General features: G+C 60.2%; 12 protein-coding genes and 1 pseudogene. 5 read left to right on the top strand and 8 right to left on the bottom strand.

What is annotated here, in order from left to right; translation table 11 throughout:
- Positions 1 to 16: 16 nt before the first annotated feature.
- Entirely contained in the window at positions 17 to 475 is a 459-nt protein-coding gene (locus AADW57_RS03690; RefSeq protein ID WP_341668706.1) for an Lrp/AsnC family transcriptional regulator, read from the bottom strand.
- 112 nt (positions 476 to 587) lie between these two features.
- Here AADW57_RS03690 and AADW57_RS03685 point away from each other — a divergent pair, with 112 nt between their 5' ends.
- From AADW57_RS03685 to AADW57_RS03670, 4 genes and pseudogenes are all read left to right on the top strand, one after another.
- The gene (locus tag AADW57_RS03685) at positions 588 to 4,055 is read left to right on the top strand and encodes an indolepyruvate ferredoxin oxidoreductase family protein (protein ID WP_341668705.1); all 3,468 of its coding nucleotides are present in this window, start codon (positions 588 to 590) and stop codon (positions 4,053 to 4,055) included.
- Positions 4,056 to 4,269: 214 nt separating this feature from the next.
- Positions 4,270 to 4,362 (top strand): annotated as a pseudogene (locus AADW57_RS03680) (ribonucleoside-triphosphate reductase); the annotation flags it as partial.
- 151 nt (positions 4,363 to 4,513) lie between these two features.
- Positions 4,514 to 5,266, top strand: a complete 753-nt coding sequence (locus AADW57_RS03675) for a histone H1 (RefSeq protein WP_341668704.1) — start codon at positions 4,514 to 4,516, stop codon at positions 5,264 to 5,266.
- 105 nt (positions 5,267 to 5,371) lie between these two features.
- On the top strand, positions 5,372 to 5,935 hold the full coding sequence (locus AADW57_RS03670; protein WP_341668703.1) for a YggT family protein: 564 nt from the start codon (positions 5,372 to 5,374) through the stop codon (positions 5,933 to 5,935).
- A 645-nt stretch (positions 5,936 to 6,580) separates the two neighbouring features.
- On the opposite strand, the gene gcvH is transcribed toward AADW57_RS03670, so the two are convergent.
- From gcvH to apbC, 7 genes are all read right to left on the bottom strand, one after another.
- Positions 6,581 to 6,955, bottom strand: coding sequence for a glycine cleavage system protein GcvH (gcvH, locus tag AADW57_RS03665; protein WP_341668702.1), 375 nt, complete (start codon positions 6,953 to 6,955; stop codon positions 6,581 to 6,583).
- Between the two features lie 70 nt (positions 6,956 to 7,025).
- Positions 7,026 to 8,258, bottom strand: a complete 1,233-nt coding sequence (locus tag AADW57_RS03660) for an NAD(P)/FAD-dependent oxidoreductase (protein WP_341668701.1) — start codon at positions 8,256 to 8,258, stop codon at positions 7,026 to 7,028.
- Between the two features lie 6 nt (positions 8,259 to 8,264).
- Complete coding sequence (locus AADW57_RS03655) at positions 8,265 to 10,538, bottom strand: arginine/lysine/ornithine decarboxylase (protein WP_341668700.1); 2,274 nt, start codon at positions 10,536 to 10,538, stop codon at positions 8,265 to 8,267.
- A gap of 10 nt (positions 10,539 to 10,548) precedes the next feature.
- Positions 10,549 to 11,112 carry a dCTP deaminase gene (gene dcd / locus AADW57_RS03650; protein WP_341668699.1) on the bottom strand — a complete coding sequence of 188 codons (564 nt, stop codon included), beginning with the start codon at positions 11,110 to 11,112 and terminating at the stop codon, positions 10,549 to 10,551.
- Between the two features lie 133 nt (positions 11,113 to 11,245).
- On the bottom strand, positions 11,246 to 15,010 hold the full coding sequence (locus AADW57_RS03645) for a translocation/assembly module TamB domain-containing protein (RefSeq protein WP_341668698.1): 3,765 nt from the start codon (positions 15,008 to 15,010) through the stop codon (positions 11,246 to 11,248).
- Complete coding sequence (locus tag AADW57_RS03640; protein ID WP_341668697.1) at positions 15,010 to 16,785, bottom strand: autotransporter assembly complex protein TamA; 1,776 nt, start codon at positions 16,783 to 16,785, stop codon at positions 15,010 to 15,012. Before AADW57_RS03640 ends, AADW57_RS03645 begins: the two co-directional genes overlap by 1 nt.
- 6 nt (positions 16,786 to 16,791) lie before the next feature.
- Positions 16,792 to 17,877, bottom strand: coding sequence for an iron-sulfur cluster carrier protein ApbC (gene apbC / locus AADW57_RS03635; RefSeq protein WP_341668696.1), 1,086 nt, complete (start codon positions 17,875 to 17,877; stop codon positions 16,792 to 16,794).
- 102 nt (positions 17,878 to 17,979) lie between these two features.
- Between apbC and AADW57_RS03630 the strand changes: the two genes are divergently transcribed.
- On the top strand, positions 17,980 to 18,246 hold the full coding sequence (locus AADW57_RS03630) for a hypothetical protein (protein WP_341668695.1): 267 nt from the start codon (positions 17,980 to 17,982) through the stop codon (positions 18,244 to 18,246).
- Positions 18,247 to 18,430: the final 184 nt, after the last annotated feature.

Here is an 18,430-nt window from a genome sequence, read left to right as displayed (position 1 = left end):
CCCATAACAAGATGCATCAAAGCGGCAAAGGCAGACGGGTTTCGTTCTTGATCTCGCGCATGGCCACAATGGTGCGCGTCTGGCGCACGCCCGGCATATTGAACAAAAAGCGATGCAAGAAGTCGTCATAGGCTTCGGCACTGGACACCAGGATCTTCAGCAAAAAGTCGGCATCCCCTGTGACGGCATGACATTCCAGTATTTCGGGGGCATCGCGCACTGCCCGTATGAAGTTATCCACGATCTCGCCCGAGTGCCGGTCCAGACTGATCTGGGTAAACATACAGCTTTGCAGGCCTACCTGACGGCGGTCGACGCGCGCAAAATATCCTTGTATGACCCGGTCTTTTTCCAAAGTTTTGATGCGTCGCCAGACTGGCGCGGTCGACAGTCCGACCCTCTCGGAGACCTGTTGGGCTGACGCCCGACCGTCTTGCTGGAGCACGTCCAGAATTTTTAGATCAGTTTTATCCATATTTCAATAAATACGAAATAAATATTTCAAAGGATAGGGAATACGCGCAACTATAACGCAAAAAAATGGGGCGTCGGAAAATCTATCATGATCGGTATCTGGAGGTTTCATCATGACGCAGTCCGTCGACACACACTACAAGCTCAGCGACAACCTGACCGCACGGTCCGGCCGCATTTTCCTGACCGGCACGCAAGCCCTGGTACGCATGCTGCTGACCCAATACCGCCTGGACCAGGAGCGCGGACTGAACACAGCCGGTTTTGTGTCCGGCTACCGCGGTTCGCCATTGGGCGGGGTGGACATGGTCATGTGGAAAGCACAAAAACAGCTTGACCAGGCGAAGGTGCGCTTTCAGCCCGCCATCAACGAAGATCTGGCCGCATCCATGATCATGGGCACGCAACAGGCGGGCGAACGCGCCGACCGCACCGTCGATGGCGTCTTTGCCATGTGGTATGGCAAAGGCCCCGGCCTGGATCGCGCCGGCGACGCTCTGCACCACGGCCACGCAGCCGGCGCTTCGCGCAACGGCGGCGTGCTGATGATTGTGGGCGATGACCATGTGGCTTCGTCCTCCTCCATTCCGCATGCCAGCGAACACTCGCTGATCGCCTGGAGCATTCCGGTCGTCAACCCTTCGTCGGTCGAAGAATATGAGCGTTTCGGCGTCTGGGCCTGGGCGCTGTCGCGTTACTCGGGTTCCTGGGTGGCCTTGAAAGCCATTACCGAAACGGTGGAAAGCGGACGCTCTTTCGAGATCGCCCCGCTGGACGACCTGGATGCGGCGCTGAACGATGCCCAAGGTGGCCTGCACCCATATAACCCCAGCGAATTTCTGACCCCAGCCATCGAAGGCACCCTGGAGGCACGCCTGCAAAGCGTGCGTGACTTCGCCCGCAAACACAGCCTGGATCGCACTCTGGAAGCGGCCCCCGGCGCGCGCCTGGGCATTGTTTCGACCGGCAAGGCTACGCTCGATGCCCTGGATGCCCTGGAACAACTGGCCACAATCGGCGAACTACCGGCCATCCGCCATCTGAAGATCGGCCTGAGCTGGCCGGTCAATGCCCAGTCGCTGGAAAACTTCATCGACGGCCTGGACCATGTGTTGGTCATCGAAGAAAAAGGCCCGATCATCGAGGACCAGCTCAAGAACCTGTTGTTTAACCGCGCCCAACGCCCCACTGTCTCGGGCAAGCGCGATGTGGAACAAGAAGTGCTGATTCCCGCCGATGGCCAGCTCAGCCCGGCCCGCGTCGCCGTTGGCCTGCGCCGCTGGCTGGGCCGCCATGCCGGTCTGCAATTGCCGGCCTGTACGGCGCAGTCCATGCCCGTCATCGACACGGACGGCCTGACGCGACGCCCCTATTTTTGTTCGGGCTGTCCACATAATACGTCCACCAAAGTGCCCGAAGGCAGCCAGGCCATGGCCGGCGTGGGTTGCCACTATATGGCGACCTGGATGGACCGCAAGACGCGCGGCCTGACCCAGATGGGCGGCGAAGGCACGGACTGGGTGGGATTGTCGCCCTTTATCCAGGCCGGCCATATGTTCCAGAACATGGGCGAAGGCACTTACTTTCATTCCGGCTATCTGGCCATACGCCAGGCCATTGCCGCCGGCGCGAACATTACCTACAAGATCTTGTTCAATGACGCCGTGGCCATGACGGGCGGCCAACCCGTGGACGGCCCGATCTCGGTGCCGCGCATCTGCCAGCAGACGCTGGGCGAAGGCGCGCGCCGCGTGGTCATCACTACCGACGAACCCGAACGCTATCGCGGCGTAGACCTGCCTGCCGGCATCCAGGTGCATCACCGCCGCGAGCTGGATCGTCTGCAACGCGAGCTGCGCGAGATTCCCGGCGTGACCATTCTGATTCACGACCAGACCTGCGCGGCGGAAAAACGCCGCCGCCGCAAAAAGAACGAGTACCCGGACCCAGCGCGCCGCCTGTTTATCAATAAAGCCGTCTGCGAAGGCTGCGGCGACTGCGGCGTGCAGTCCAACTGCCTGTCGCTGGTACCCGCCGAAACACCCGAAGGGCGCAAGCGCCAGATCGATCAATCCAGCTGTAATAAAGACTATTCCTGCGTGGATGGTTTTTGCCCCAGCTTTGTGTCCGTCATGGGTGGTTCGCTGCGGCGCGGCAACGACGACGGCCAGGCCGACCTGAAGGCACGCCTGCTGGAAAAACTGCCTGGACTGCCCGCTCCCGCCGACCTGACGCGCTCGAGCAATGTCATCGTGGCCGGCGTGGGCGGAACCGGCGTCATTACCATCGGGGCCGTACTGTCTATGGCCGCGCACCTGGAAGGGCGCAGCGCATCGGTGCTGGACATGACCGGGCTGGCACAAAAAGGCGGCACGGTCATCAGCCACATCCGCCTGTCGGCCGGCGCACAGCCTACCGGTGCCGTGCGCGTGGACCCGGGCCAGGCCGATCTGGCCATTTTGTGCGATGTGGTCGCCGCCGCGCACCCTAATGCCATATCCTGCCTGCGCGCAGGCCACACCCACGCCATCATCAATGAATACCTGGCCCCCACGGCCGAATTTACCCGCAATCCGGATGCGCCTCTGGACGCCCAGCGCCTGCTGACGCAGTTGCAGGATGCTGCGGGCCGCAATCAGGTCCGATCCATCAACGCTCACGAAGCCGCCACGCGCCTGTTCGGCGACAGCCTGCTGTCCAATATGATGCTGCTGGGCATGGCCTGGCAGCAGGGTTCGGTGCCGGTCAGCAGCGCGGCCATCGAACAGGCCATACGCCTGAACGGTGTCGCCATCCAGGCCAATCTGGATGCCTTCCACATTGGTCGTGTGCTGAGCCACGATGATCAGGCCCTGGCCGGTCTGCAACAACCGGCCGCTCAGGTGGTCACGCTGCAACGTCGTGAAACTCTGGAACAAATCGTGCAGCGTTGCAGCCGCAACCTGGAACAGTATCAAGATGCAGCCTATGCGCGCCGCTTCACCCAGACGATCTCGGCCCTGCAACAAGCCGAAGAAACATTGCGTCCCGGCCAACGCCCGACGCTGACCGAGAAAGCAGCCCGCAGCTTGTACAAGCTGATGGCCTACAAGGACGAGTACGAAGTGGCCCGCCTGTTCAGCCACCCGGATTTCCGTCAAGACCTGGAACGCCAATTCCAAGGCGATTTCAGCCTGCGCTTTCACTTTGCCCCGCCCTTGCTGGCCCGCCATGACCCATCGACAGGCCGACCACGCAAAATGACGTTTGGCCCCCGCACCGCCACGCTGCTGCGCTGGCTGGCCAAGGGCAAGACACTGCGCAATACGCCCCTGGATGTATTCGGCTATAGCCAGGAGCGCCGGATGGAACGCCGTTTCTGGCGCGAATACCAGGCCTTGCTGACCCGTCTGGCCCAAGGTCTGAATGCCAGCCAATACGCGACGGCCCTGGAACTGGCCGAACTGCCCCAGCAATTGCGCGGCTTTGGCCCCGTCAAAATGGCGGCGGCCCAGCAATACCAGCAGCGTTTTGCACAGTTGTCTGCACAACTGACGCAAGCCGATGCGCCTACCCAGAACCTGAGCGCCCAGCACCTCTAATCCTCCTCGACGGCCCAATAAGGGCGTCCCTTCAAGGCCTTGCTTCGGCAAGGCTTTTTTTTCGATGGCGACAGAAACGGTTTATCCGCCCACATCGACCACCGGGCCGGCAACGACCGACAAAAGACGGCATGCCCTTGAACGACAAGCGCATCTACATGGGCTGTAGCACCAGATTTGTATGCCACATTGCTGCTTTTGCCACCCGATCAGGATGGCCGAAATGATCGATCTGAAAAAAGAACGCAACTTTTTTGAGACACGCGCCAAGCAATACCAAACCGGCAAAGCATTTAGCGGGGATTAATGCTTGACTGTATAGAGTCTTCCGTTAGACTTCTAGCGTATAAAGTGTCACCCTCGTACGCCTGCGTCATTTGCAAAAGGCCAATACGATTTCCCGGGCCAGGTCAAATGGGTGTGGACAAACTAAAGACTTGTTCTCAAGGAGCATGATCATGGCAACTGCCAAAAAAGGCGCAGCAAAATCGACCGCAGTCAAAGCGGCCGGCGCGAAAAAAGCGACGACCGCAAAAACCGCCGTCACCCCTGTGAATGCTGATGCCTCCAAGGCCAGCCCAGCCAGCAGCAAGTCCACCTCCAGCAAAACGGCGGCTCCTAAAACAGCCGTTAAAAAAGCGGCTAAAACCACCGCCCAAAAAGCCGTTGCAAAAAAGACCGCAACCACCCCAGCAGCCGATACCAGCAAAGCCGTGAAAAGCACGGCCAAAACAGCAACGAAAAAATCCGCAGCCACCAAAACAGCAGGCCAGCCAGCCGCTAAAACTTCCACTAAAACCGCAGCCGTGAAAAAAGCGGCGGCCAAAAAAGCCCCCGCCAAGAGCGCGACTGCAAAAACAGCTACCAAGGCAAGTCCGGCCACCAAAGCCGCCGCCAAAAAGGTAGCCGCCAAGCCCGCGGCCAAGAAAACCGCCGCGAAATCCACTGTAAAAACGGCTGCTCCAGCCGCTGCAAAGACCGTTGCCAAGAAGGCCAGTACTCCCGCAGCCGCTAAAAAAGCAGCAGCCCCCAAGAAAGAAAGCAAGCCCGTGACCAAAGCTACCGACACGCCCGCGGCCGCTCCGGCCAAAAAGACCGGCAACAAGACCGCCGCCCGCAAAGCCGCCAAGACCGCCGCCCCTGCCGAGCCCAGCCGACAAGACATCAATCCAGCCGGTTCCTGGCCCTTCCCGACCGGCAAGCGGCCTTAATCAAACAAGGCGTATGCGCACAAAGAGCCACCCCTGCGGGTGGCTCTTTGGCTTTCGGCGGTCGCATGCGACAATTCTTTCTTCCTCTTTTCACATACGGCCATCATGTTCAGTGACGTTGCCCTATTCCTCATCAATATCGTCTTCTCGCTCCTGGGTACGGTTTTGCTATTGCGCGCCTGGGTCTACGCCTTGCGGGTACACCCCTTCAATCCCTATTCGCAGGCCATGTTCAAGGTCACCGACTGGCTGGTCATGCCACTGCGCCGCCTGATCAAGGCCGGTAAATTCTGGGACTGGCCATCGCTGCTGGGAGGCTGGCTCAGCGCGTTGGTCTACCTGCTGCTTAGCGCCCTGGTGCTGTCGGGTTCTTTCTCGGTCTTGGCCAATCTGCCCATGCTGATACTGGCCGCTGCGCTCACCCTGCTGCGCTGGTCGCTTAGCCTGATCTTCTGGGTCGTGCTGCTGCAGGCGCTCATGTCCTGGATTCAACCGCAATCGCCCAGCATGCCCTTGCTGCGCACCATTACCGACCCGCTGCTGGCCCCCATCCGCCGCATCCTTCCAGATCTGGGCGGGCTGGATCTGTCGCCGTTGGTCGTTCTGCTTCTGACCCAAGTACTGAACATGGTCATCACCCGCCTGGCATTCAGCCTGGTGCCGATTTAAACGGCTACAACCGTGGTTCATGTTCCGAACAAGGCCACGTCATAAAAAATGCCAGTCAGCAATTAACTGACTGGCATTTTTTATGGTTCTTCGAGAGATGCCGGGAACTCCTTCGTAGTGGGCGGGCCGTTTGGGCCAAGCGCAGAGAACCTCGGGTTCTCGCCAGGCAGGCCGCAGGGGGTCGGCTTGGCGAGAACGGCACCGCTGTGCTTGGCCCAAACGGCAAGGCACCCGCGTACGCTGTACCAGGTATCAGCCATCCGCTGAATGTTCTGTTGGGGTATGGCTATGTATCGCTGGGACTATGTCATCGGTGTTTTGAGCCGTTCAAGGCGCAGCAAGATCGAAAAGGGCGGGTCGGATGGCTTGCCGCAGGCGGCGCGCGGGGACGGGGTGCAAGCGTCGTTCTGTTTGACGGCGGCGCTTGTTGCTTGTCCGGTGGACAAGCAACCCGCCGGAGTTAACGACGCGCCCGGCCATGCGCACCGACCAGGGCACCGGCGCGCAGCGCCGGCAAGCCATCAGCCCTGTCCGATCTTGCTGCGCCTTGAATGGCGTCTTCAAAAGGCCAGTTCCTCATCGACTGGGTAAATTGGCGCTCGAAATTCTTCGAAGACCCTTTTTTAGCGGCCCAAAACCCGACTGTTATTGCGCCACAGCCTCGTAACCAGGGCCATCGAGCAATGCGTCCAAGTCGGCTGGATTGTCCGCCTTGAGCTTGAAAATCCAAGTATCAAAGGCCGCGTCATTGATTAAGTTGGGGGCATCCGACAAGGCTTCGTTGAACTCCACCACTTCGCCAGCGACGGGAGCATAAATATCCGAGGCGGCCTTGACCGACTCCACCACGCCGGCGGTTTCACCGGCGGCCAGACGCGTGCCGGGCGTGAAATCGCCAACAAACACCAGATCGCCCAACTGATCCTGAGCAAAATCCGTGATGCCCACCAGCACCACATCGCCTTCTGCCTTGGCCCACTCGTGCGTGGCCACGTATTTTCTGTCCTCTGGTAGCTGCATATGTCCCTCTCAAATAATAAGCCAATGTCCTGGCACCGGCCGCTGACAGACAAGCCGGCGCATTGCTGCACTATAAACCGCGCTCGGGGTCGGCACTCAGCGAACGAGCACAGGCCGCTGCCGACGCCCAAGCCCACTGGAAGTTGTACCCACCCAACCAGCCCGTCACGTCCACCGCCTCGCCAATAAAGAACAGGCCGGGCACCTTGCGGGCTTCCATATTCTTCTGATTCAGTTCGCGCGTATCGACTCCACCGCTCATGACTTCAGCCTTTTTATAACCCGCCGTACCGCTGGGCTTGAGCTGCCAGGCATTGATCACCTGCCCCACCGTGCGCAGCACGCGGTCGGGCAGGTCGGCAAGACGCTGCTGCCCAACGCCTTTGGGCAGCAAATCGGATGTATCTAGCCACTGCTCCACCAGACGGCGCGGCCACAAAGTAGAGAGCACCGTCACCAGCAGTTGGCGATTGCCGGGCTTGAGTTCAAGCAGCTGCTGACCAATATCCTGTCCGGGGGCCAGATCGATGCTGATCCCCTCACCCGATTTCCAATAACTGGAAATTTGCAAAATAGCCGGCCCTGACAGGCCGCGATGCGTAAACAGCAGATCTTCCAAAAAAGCCTGGCGCTGCTTGCCTGCACCCGTGCTGACCTGTACTTCCAAGGCCATGCCGCTGAGCGAGGAAAACGGCTTCCAATCGCGGCCATCGAAGGTTAACGGCACCAGTGCCGGATGCGGCTCGATGACTTTAAGGCCAAAGTGCCGCGCGACCCGCAAGGCATAGTCGGTAGCGCCCAGTTGGGGAATGGCCATGCCGCCGGTGGCAATGACAACCTGACGAGCATTCAGATCGCCCTGGCTGGTACGCAGTACAAAACCGGCATCGTTGCGCCCTATGGACTGCACCGAACAAGGCATGCGCCAGGACACTTGTCCTTTCAGGCATTCCTGGCGCAGCATCTGGATGATGGACTCGCTGGAGTCGTCGCAGAACAACTGGCCTTTGTGCTTTTCGTGAAAACCGATGTTATAGGCGCGTACCAGTTCCAGAAAATCCTGGGGTGTATACGCCGTCAGCGCAGAACGGCAAAAATGCGGATTCTGCGAGATGAAGTTTTCCGAGGAAGTGCCGGTATTGGTGAAATTGCAGCGGCCACCGCCGGAGATGCGGATCTTCTCGGCCAGCTTTTCTGCATGATCGATCAACACGACCCGCAGCCCGCGCTGACCGGCAATACTGGCGGCCAGCATGCCGGCCGCCCCTGCGCCGATAATGGCGACGTCGAAAAAAGGGATCACGCGGCGTTACTCACTAACTTCGGATTCACGTACGCAATCGACGTAGTAGCGCGGCAGGCCATCCGGACCGATATCCTGGGCCAGGCCGTGCACATAGGTTTCAAAACCAGGGAAGCGGGCATTGAATTCGCGAGCGAACTGCAGATATTCCACGATGCGCGAGTTAAATCGCTCGCCGGGAATGAGCAGCGGAATACCGGGCGGGTAAGGGGTCAGCAGCACACCGGTGACGCGCCCTTCCAGCTCGTCGATGCCGACACGCTCGATTTCGCGGTGCGCCATCTTGGCATACGCGTCCGACGGCTTCATGGCCGGCACCATATCGCTCAGGTAGACCTCGGTGGTCAGGCGGGCCAGATCGTACTTGTGGTAGGCCTCGTGGATCTGTTGACACAGATCGCGCAAGCCCATGCGCTCGTAGGTAGGCTGAGCCTTGCAGAAGTCCGGCAGAATGCGCCACATGGGTTGGTTACGGTCGTAATCGTCCTTGAATTGCTGCAAGGCCGTCAGCAATGTGTTCCAGCGGCCTTTGGTAATGCCGATGGTAAACAGGATGAAGAACGAATACAGGCCGGTTTTTTCGACCACCACACCATGCTCGGCCAGATACTTGGACACCAGGGCGGCCGGAATGCCATGCTCGGCGAACGTCCCGGAGATATCCAGGCCGGGCGTGATGACGGTGGCCTTGACCGGGTCCAGCATATTGAAGTCGGTCGGCAACTTGCCGAAACCGTGCCACTCCGCCCCTGAACGCAGCATCCAGTCGTCCCGGTTGCCTATGCCTTCGTCGGCCAGACGGTCCGGACCCCAGACTTTGAACCACCAGTCGTCCTCGCCGTATTCGCTGGACACTTTGCGCATGGCGCGGCGAAAGTCCATGGCCTCGCGTATGCTTTCCTCGACCAGGGCCGTGCCGCCGGGCGGCTCCATCATGGCCGCTGCCACGTCGCAAGACGCAATAATGGCGTACTGGGGGCTGGTGCTGGTGTGCATCAGGTAGGCTTCGTTGAACACGTTGCGGTCCAGCAACCTGTTTTCCGCATCCTGCACGGTGATCTGGGAGGCCTGCGACAGACCGGCCAGCATCTTGTGCGTGGAATGCGTGGCATAGATCATGGTGTTTTTGCTGCGTGGACGATCTGCGCCTATGGCATGCATATCGTGATAGAAGTCATGGAATGCCGCGTGCGGCAGCCAGGCCTCGTCGAAATGCAGCGTGTCGATTTCCGAGTCCAGCGTTTCCTTGATCATCTCGACGTTATAGATCACGCCGTCGTAGGTGGACTGGGTCAGCGTCAGGATGCGGGGCTTCTTGTTCTTGGCCTTGCTAGCAAAGGGATTGGCCTCGATCTTGCGACGGATATTGTCAGGGTGGAACTCGTCCTGCGGGATGGGGCCAATAATGCCCAGGTGATTGCGCGTCGGGCGCAAAAACACCGGGATGGCACCCGTCATGGTAATGGCGTGCAGAATGGACTTGTGGCAGTTGCGATCCACCACCACCACATCGTCGTTGGCCACATTGGCGTGCCAGACGATTTTGTTGGACGTGGACGTGCCGTTGGTCACGAAAAAGCAGTGATCCGCATGAAAGATGCGGGCGGCGTTGCGCTCGGCTTCGGCCACCGGGCCGGTATGGTCCAGTAACTGGCCCAGCTCGTCCACGGCGTTGCACACGTCGGCGCGCAGCATGTTTTCGCCAAAAAACTGATGAAACATCTGGCCGACCGGGCTTTTCAGGAAGGCGACGCCGCCCGAATGCCCTGGACAGTGCCAGGAATACGAACCGTCCGACGCATAATCGACCAACTCGCGGAAAAACGGCGGGGCCAAACTATCCAGGTACGAGCGCGCTTCGCGGATGATGTGCCTGGCCACAAATTCGGGCGTGTCCTCGAACATGTGAATAAAGCCATGCAGCTCGCGCAGAATATCATTCGGGATATGCTGGGAGGTGCGCGTCTCGCCGTACAGATAAATCGGGATGTCCTCGTTGCGGAACCGCAGCTCGCCGATAAAGGCGCGCAGGTTCTTGATCGCATTGGCGACGTCCTCGGGATCGTCCACGTCGAATTCCTCATCGTCGATCGACAAGATGAAGGCGCTGGCGCGGCTTTGCTGCTGCGCAAAAGAACTAAGGTCACCATAACTGGTGACCCCGAGAACCTCTACGCCTTCGGCCTCTATCGCGGCGGCCAGGGCTCGGATGCCCAGGCCTGACGCGTTTTCGGAGCGGTAGTCTTCGTCGATGATGACGATGGGAAAACGAAACTTCATTCCAGAACTCCTAGGTACGGGGCAAGGTAACGCCCAGCTGACCCTGATATTTGCCGCCGCGATCGCGGTACGACACTTCGCAGACTTCGTCGCTTTCAAAGAACAACATCTGCGCACAACCTTCGCCGGCGTAGATCTTGGCCGGCAAGGGGGTGGTGTTGGAAAACTCCAGCGTCACGTGCCCTTCCCATTCGGGCTCCAGCGGCGTGACGTTGACGATGATGCCGCAGCGCGCATAGGTGCTCTTGCCCAAACACATGGTCAGCACGCTGCGCGGAATGCGGAAATATTCGACCGTACGGGCCAAGGCGAACGAGTTGGGCGGGATGATGCACACATCGCCCACAAAATCCACGAAGGACTTTTCGTCAAAAGCCTTGGGGTCCACGATGGTGGAATTGATATTGGTGAAAATCTTGAATTCATTGGCGCAACGCACATCGTAGCCATAGCTGCTCGTGCCATAGCTTACGATGCGCTGTCCGTCCACGCTACGCACCTGGCCAGGCTCGAAAGGGTCGATCATGCCATCGGCAGCAACCCGCCGAATCCAACGGTCGCTTTTGATACTCATAAGAAATTAGCCGCCTTAAATCAGTAACCGGGTATTTTATCGTTTACATGCAACATTGACCGGCACGACGCGCAAATACGACATTTGCGCAGCAAGAACACGTTTTCCGGATAAGTGTTCTTGCCACGCCGGCTCAATCCTGGGAAAACCAGCGATAGATCAGCGCCAGACCATTGACCGTGCCCGCACTGAGCTCGGCTGTCAGCCCGCGCGCCAACCGGTAGCTGACCCGGCCCACCGTGCCGGTGTCGGCCATGGCCTGCTGCAGGCTGATCGTGATGTCTTCGGTCAAGGCCTTGGAGATCGCGATGAACTTGCGTTCTTCGTCGCTGGTGCCGCTGTTCAGCGATTTGACCACACTTTCCACGGGCAGAATGCTGCCGGGACTGCCCAGATCGCCCGAACGCATGGCGACCTCGTCGATGCCGAACTTGCGATAAAAAGGTTCGCCATCACCCAGAAAAGAGGTGCCGACACTGAGCAGCAAGGCAATGTCGCCGCCGGAATCGTCCGGACCGTGGCCCAGCAGCAGCCAGGACAGTTTCTCGACTTCGCTGACTTCCGGATAAGACACCAGGTCGATCCGTGGACGGCGGGCAGTGCCGATCACTTTGACGCCGGCCTGCACGGCCTGATTGGTACGCAAGGCTTCGATATCCAGAATAGGTGCCGTAATGTCGCCCTGAAACGTAACAGTACCGCGCCGCAGCAACAGTTTCTGGCCGTACAGTTCGATACGCCCGCCCCGTGTGCGCAAGGCACCTATGCCGGTCAATTTGCCGCCTATCATGGAAATGCGCAGATTACCCACCAGACCGGAGTTGACCCCGTAGCCGGTCAGATAAAAGCGCGGCCCCAGGTCCACATCGATTTCCATGGTCATGTCCGTCGTCCCCGAGACGTCTTCGTCCTTGAGGGTCTGACCCGCGCGCAGCACCACGACGTCACTGTCCACAGTGGGAATACCGCCCAGCATGTCCAGATTGAACCAGCCAGCATCGGCCACCACCTTGCCACGAATAGCAACCTGCGGCAAATCCATATCCAGATCCAGGCGTCCGGACATCATGGCGTAGCGGTCGGCGCGCTGCACAATCGGAAAACGCAGAATATCGACCGCAAAGGCCCCTTGCTGAGTCATCAGGTTCCACTGTCCCGATACCGTCAGCTTGCCATCCTTGGCATCCGGGCTTTCGCGAAGCCAGGTGGCGGTACGCCATTCCTTGGGCTCCACACGCAAAATCGCCGGAAAGGTCAGGCTGTCCAGGTGGAAGATCTCGTCGTCAAATCGCGCATCCAGACTGCCATTGAGCAAACGGATGCCATCGTCCAGGCGCGTAAAGCGCAGATCGCGGCCCGTCACCGTGCCCCGGCTGGTCCAGGCCCATTTGGCGCCGACATCGATGTTTACATCGGCATTCAAGCGCCCGCCCAGCTCCATAGCATCGCCCAGAAACAGGCTGGTCCAGCCCAGATCGTCGATATTGGCCTTGATGTTGATGGCTTTGGGATCGGTATCGCGCAGCGCAATACCGCCGCCCGGCGTGGCATGCACCACGGTCTGGGCGCTGGCCGTCAGGTAGCCCATGCGCTGGGTGCGCACATCCAGCACCGCATCCAACCGGCTGCGCCCCCCCTGCCCCGGCGTTGCTTTAATGACCAGACCCAGATCCTGCAGCCCCAGCGGAAACGGCGGTTCGGCCGGCACCTGTATATCGCCGCTGACGCGCTCGATGCGTACCTGACCGGACAAGCCGCCTGCAAAACTCAGGTTCCAGCCCGCCTTGATCTCGATTTCGTCGGGACGGGCATTGCGGCGCGAAGCCACCTTCACACCGCCTTTTTTCTCCTGGGTCTGCTCTTGCAGGCCCAGCTTGCGCATCAACCGCTGAATGCGCGGCTCGGACAGCACCAGATCGTTAAGCTCTGCCTGACTGGCCCACTGCCCGGCCTGATAGCGCGATTCCACATGCCGCAAGCTTATCCAGGACTGCCCATCCAGAGTCGTCGCCAAAGAGCTCGCCCCTATCCGCACCGACCAGGGAGCTGCGCCGGCCCCAGCCGTTGCCTTGACAGCTTGTACCGACGAACTGGCCACAGTCGCGGTGCCGGGTGCCGTCTGAGCCGAGGCGGTCTGCGCGCCTTGTTCTTGCTCCAAAGCCTGCACGCGCTCGGGCTCGGGCGCAGGCGGGGTCAGCGCCGCGGTAAACAACACCGGCAAGGCCGACTGCAGTTTCAGGCCCAGGCCGGCATGGTCGGCATTCAGACGCGTGATGCGCCCATCCCAGGAAGCCGCCTTGCCTTGCGCGGCAAAATTCCAATTGCCGGCCAGGGCCAGATCGGCCTGGGCCAGCCCCTGGCCCAGTTGCGTGCGTGTGTTCCCGCCCAGATCGTATTGTCCTTTCAGCTCCAAGGCATGGCTGGCGACAGAACCTTTCAGAACGCCTTGAACCGATGCCTTGCCCAGCTCCAGGCCCGGCCACAATTGGCCGGCATGCGGCATCTGCACCTGCAGGTCCAGCACGCTGGCGGGCGTGCCGAATCCGCCTTTTAAAGACACACGGTTGTCACCTATCTTTACATCGGTCAAGGCATCGGACACCGTGACACTGCGCCACCAATCGGCGCTACCCGGCTGGGCCGCAGACGCAACACGTGCCTTGAGTTGCCCGGCTGCGGCCTGTTTATTCCAGCGACTGCCTTGCAACAACTGGACATCCACATCCGCCGCCACCAATTGGGTCTTGTCCACCAAGGTCACATCAAAACGTCCCTGGCCGTTGATGAGCGCATCGGGCAGGACATTGCCCAGCAAGGCGTGCAGGTCCAGTTTGTCGCTGCTGAACTGGCCGGTGAAATGATCCTTGATATGCGCCCCTTCCTGCTGCGCTTCCCAGGCAAAGTCGGCATTGACTCTGGACTGATCGGGTAGATGCAGCGCCAGCGTCGCCTGACGCACCGGCACGGCCGCCAAAGGCGTCAGATCGGCCTTGGCATCCAGGCTGTAGCCTTGTCCGCTGCCTTGCACAGTCAATGCGGCCTGCTCCAGCGAACCATCCAGCTTGAGCTGGGCATGAATAACACAATCCGCCCCTGGCCCGGCTGGATGTTCGCGCACGGCGGGGGCATCGGCCGCGCGATGGCCTGCTGCCGATGCCGTGCTGTCTGACCCGACCACCGTGTTGGCCGGCGCGCCGGATTTAACGGCGTAGCCGGGCAGATACTGCCGCGCGCAGATCGGCGATTGCTCGCCAAGCCCCTGCGCAACGACCTGGATGTCGGCACGCGCCGGAAACGGAGCCTTCAACTGCGCCAGCTCCAGTTCGCCTTGCACACTGGCTTGCATGGCTTCGTTAGAAAGCACCAAGTCATGCAGCCGCAGTTGTCCGGCCTCGCGCCCGACAGCCAGCGCCGCCGACAGATCGGCTATCGACAGCGGCAAGGCCACGCCGTCCTGCGTCAGGGAAAACCGGCCTAATGCCAGCTTGTCCACCGCAATATAGACAGGGAGTTCGGGCATCTGGAAGGGTTCTTGCGCAGCGGGCTGGGCTGGCGTGCTCAGGCCGACATCCACGGTGCGTGCGCTCAGTTCCAGCACGTGCAGGCGACGCTCCAACAATTCCCGCCAATTGACCTGCACACGCAAACCTTCGATACCCACATGGGTATCGGGCAACTCCAGCGTCAGATTGTCGATGGACAGGCCATCCCAGACAGAGCCGCTGACCCCCTGTGCCTGCCCGCCCGCATACGGCAAAGCCGTATCCAAGGCCCATCGCGTGCCCGCCTGGGTGGCCAGCGCCCAATACACAAACCCACACACCAACAGCAGAGCCATCACCACAAAAGGGATGCCCCACAAGGCAAAACGACGGAACCAGCGTCGCACAAAAGCCATCAGAATGCGATTCCCAAAGAAAAGCTCAGGCGCAGGCGCTTGTCCCGCTGCCCGTACGCAAGATCGACGTTAAAAGGCCCGGCCGGTGTGCGTACCACGGCACCCAGACCATAACCCCAGGCCAGCTTCATGTCGCCAAAGCTAGGCGCGGCATCGCCCACGTCCACGAAAGCACGCATGCCGTACATGCTGGTGAAGAAATGTGTGTATTCCACGCTGGCCACTGCCATCGTGGGCGCGCCCACTACGGCATCATTAAGCCGCAGGCCTATGCTCTGGAACTTATAGCCGCGAATGCTGCGCGCGCCCCCGGTACGATAGCCAAAGTCCGGCGGCGTGCGCTCGGTCATGCGCCACACTTTGCCAACCTCGCCCCGCACCGACAGCACATCCCAATCACCAATGGGCCACCACTGCTGCAAGCGCAGATTGGCCCGGTAAAACGCTTCGCCCTTGTCCAGGGTGACACCCGCCCCCAGACCCAGATCCACCAGATTACCCTCGCGCGGGTCGTATTTTTTGTCCACATCGCGGCGCAACCACTGCCAGGTCGCAATGGCCGACGGCACTTCCCGCGTGGGCAGACCGGATATCTTGGTCTTGTCCCAGGCACCGAGCAAACCCCATTCGGTCTCGAATTCCACACGGCTGCTGCCTGCCGCCTTGCGTTCCTGACGCAGCTTCCAGCCTATCGCAGCGCGTGCCGTGTCCAGACCTTCGATGTCGGAGCGGTCATACAACAAACCCAGACTGTTTTTGTAGCCGCTGGGCGTAGGCGGCAAATGGATGTCGTAAAACGCCCGCTGGCGTTTTTTATCCACTCCAAGACCGGCCTCTGTCCAGACCGGCAGGCCAAAAACAATATTCTGCCGGTAGAGTCCTTCCAGACGCACGCCGTGGTCGCTGTCCGCGCCCAAAGAACCGGTAAAGCGCTTGGCGGGGGCCTCGGTCAACCGTACCAGCACAGGCAGCTCGACCTCGCCGTCCGCGCGCACCTTCTGCAAACTGGACTCGTCGTCCAAGGTCACGAAAGCGCCACGAAAAAACGTGGTCGAGGCCAAGGACTGTTGCCACTCGTCCAGCAGATCCTGATCGTAGGGGTCGCCCGGTTCGTAGCGCACATAATGATCGATCAGGGACTGCGGCACCCGCTTCAGGCCGGTCGTGACCAAAGGCCCCATCCGCACCCGCGGGCCGCTTTTGACCTTGAGGGACAGGTCGGCCACGCTTTCTTCGGCATGCACCAACGCGCGCGTGCTTTCGTAGCGCGCATAGTAGAAATCCTGCCGTTGCACGCTTTCCAGCAAATCCGCCTTGGCCGAGGACCACACCTTGTTTAGGAAAGGATCGCCCGGCTTGAGCGGAAAATCCGCTTTGATGCCTTCCAGACGGACCTGGAATGGCGGCTGGGTGATCTGCCCCTTGAAATCCAGGTCCACCTGTCGCACGTGGGTCAGTTCACCCGGCTCGATGATGATGTCCCAGGTTTCGCCGCCTATGTCCTCGCCGACCTCCAGCGTGACCACGGAATCGAAATAGCCCTGAGTTTCCAGGGCCGACACCGTCGCATCATGCGCGCGCCGCCGCAGCCGCGATGTTTCGCCCACATCCTGATCTTCGGCCAGCCGCGTAATGGCGCTGACGGCACGCTGGATTTCCTTCAGGGCTTCGGGGGGCACGCCACCCGGATCGATGATGACCTCGGGAACGTCATTGGCCCAGGCCGGTCGGCACAGGGCCAGCAATACGATCAGGCACAAGCCGGATTTCAGCATAAACACTCAAAGAGGACGGGGAACGACCTTGGGCCGCTGTCCCGACGTATCGGGTGGCAATTGCGAAAGGTTGGCCGACACGCGATTGGCAATCTCCTGGTACAGGCGCGCTTCGGCGCTGTCGGCCGCAGCGATAACGGTGGGCGTGCCCGAATCGGTCTGTGCGCGGATATTCATGGCCAGCGGCAAGGCACCCAGCCAGGGCACATTGAACTGCGCCGCCATATCCCGCCCGCCATGCTGACCGAATACAGGATCGGCATGACCGCAGTTGGTACAGATATGCACCGACATGTTTTCCACAATGCCCAACACCGGCACATTGACCTTCTGGAACATGGTCAGGCCGCGTTTGGCGTCGGCCAGGGCCAGATCCTGCGGCGTGGTGACAATGACGGCACCGGTCAGCGGCACTTTCTGGGACAGCGTCAGGGCGATGTCGCCCGTGCCGGGCGGCATGTCGATGATCAAGTAATCCAGATCGTCCCAACGTGTCTGGTTAAGCAACTGCGTCAGGGCCTGGGTCGCCATAGGGCCGCGCCAGATGGCCGGCGCATTTTCGTCCAGTAAGAAACCGATGGAGTTGGCCTGCAGGCCGTGGCCGATCAACGGCTCCATCATCTTGCCGTCGGCGCTGCGCGGCTTTTCGTGCAGGCCCAGCATAATAGGTACGCTGGGGCCGTAGATGTCGGCATCCAGCAGGCCCACCCGGGCTCCTTGCATGTGTAGCGCCAAGGCCAGATTGACGGATGTGGTGCTCTTGCCCACGCCGCCCTTGCCCGAGGCCACCGCAATAATATTACGGATATTAGGCATGGGCCGCAGGCCCTCTTGCACCGCATGTGTGCCGATGCGCGATTTCAGGTGCAGTTTCTCCAGCTGTGCGCCCTGGGCCGCCAACGCCTGTTCGATACGCTCGCGCAACTGCCCCTGGATGTCGTAGGCCGTATAGGGCAGGTACAAGGTGACCGACACCCGATTATTATCGATGTCGAGCTCACACCGGCCCGCCTCTACCGACAGCTTCTTTAACGTGCTGGGATCGGTCACCCCTGCCAGAGCCTGCAATACACGTTCAGAACTTACAGTCATTTGTCCAAAACCTTGATATAAAGAAACATCACCACCCCTCGCACCCGCAAGAATAACGGATCAAAGGGAATTTTTTTGCATGGATAGTGTCATACTAACCCTATGAATACATTTAACCAGATTATCCGCACAGCCCTCTTTGTCTTGCTGACAATTTTCGGTGCAATCATGGCGTTTATTTTCATGGTTTCCACCGCGATTGCCATCGGCATCCTGTATATCGTGGCCCGGATCAGTGGTCGGCCCTTCGGCGTCAAAGCCTACTGGGACCAGCGCCGCCGCCCGACCGCCCCCACGATGCGCCCGGGCGAACCGCGCGCGCCCCGTGCACAGGATGTTACCGACATCGAAATGCGCGAGATCCCCTAAATACCGTATGCTCTAGCGGCTTGCCGCTCTAGGTCGGTATCTCGACTCCCGCCCGACAGCGGCGCGGGGCGATAGATTACGCATCTGCTTTGACCTGTTTGCAGCCCTCCCGTCGCGCTTGCGCGACCGAGGGCTGGCAGTTTATCCCGCACGGGCAGCAGAAGAACACGATTCGACTTAAAAT

Source organism: Alcaligenes sp. SDU_A2 (genome assembly GCF_038237375.1).
Lineage (GTDB): Bacteria > Pseudomonadota > Gammaproteobacteria > Burkholderiales > Burkholderiaceae_B > Alcaligenes.
This window is presented reverse-complemented; position numbering and strand designations above follow the sequence as displayed.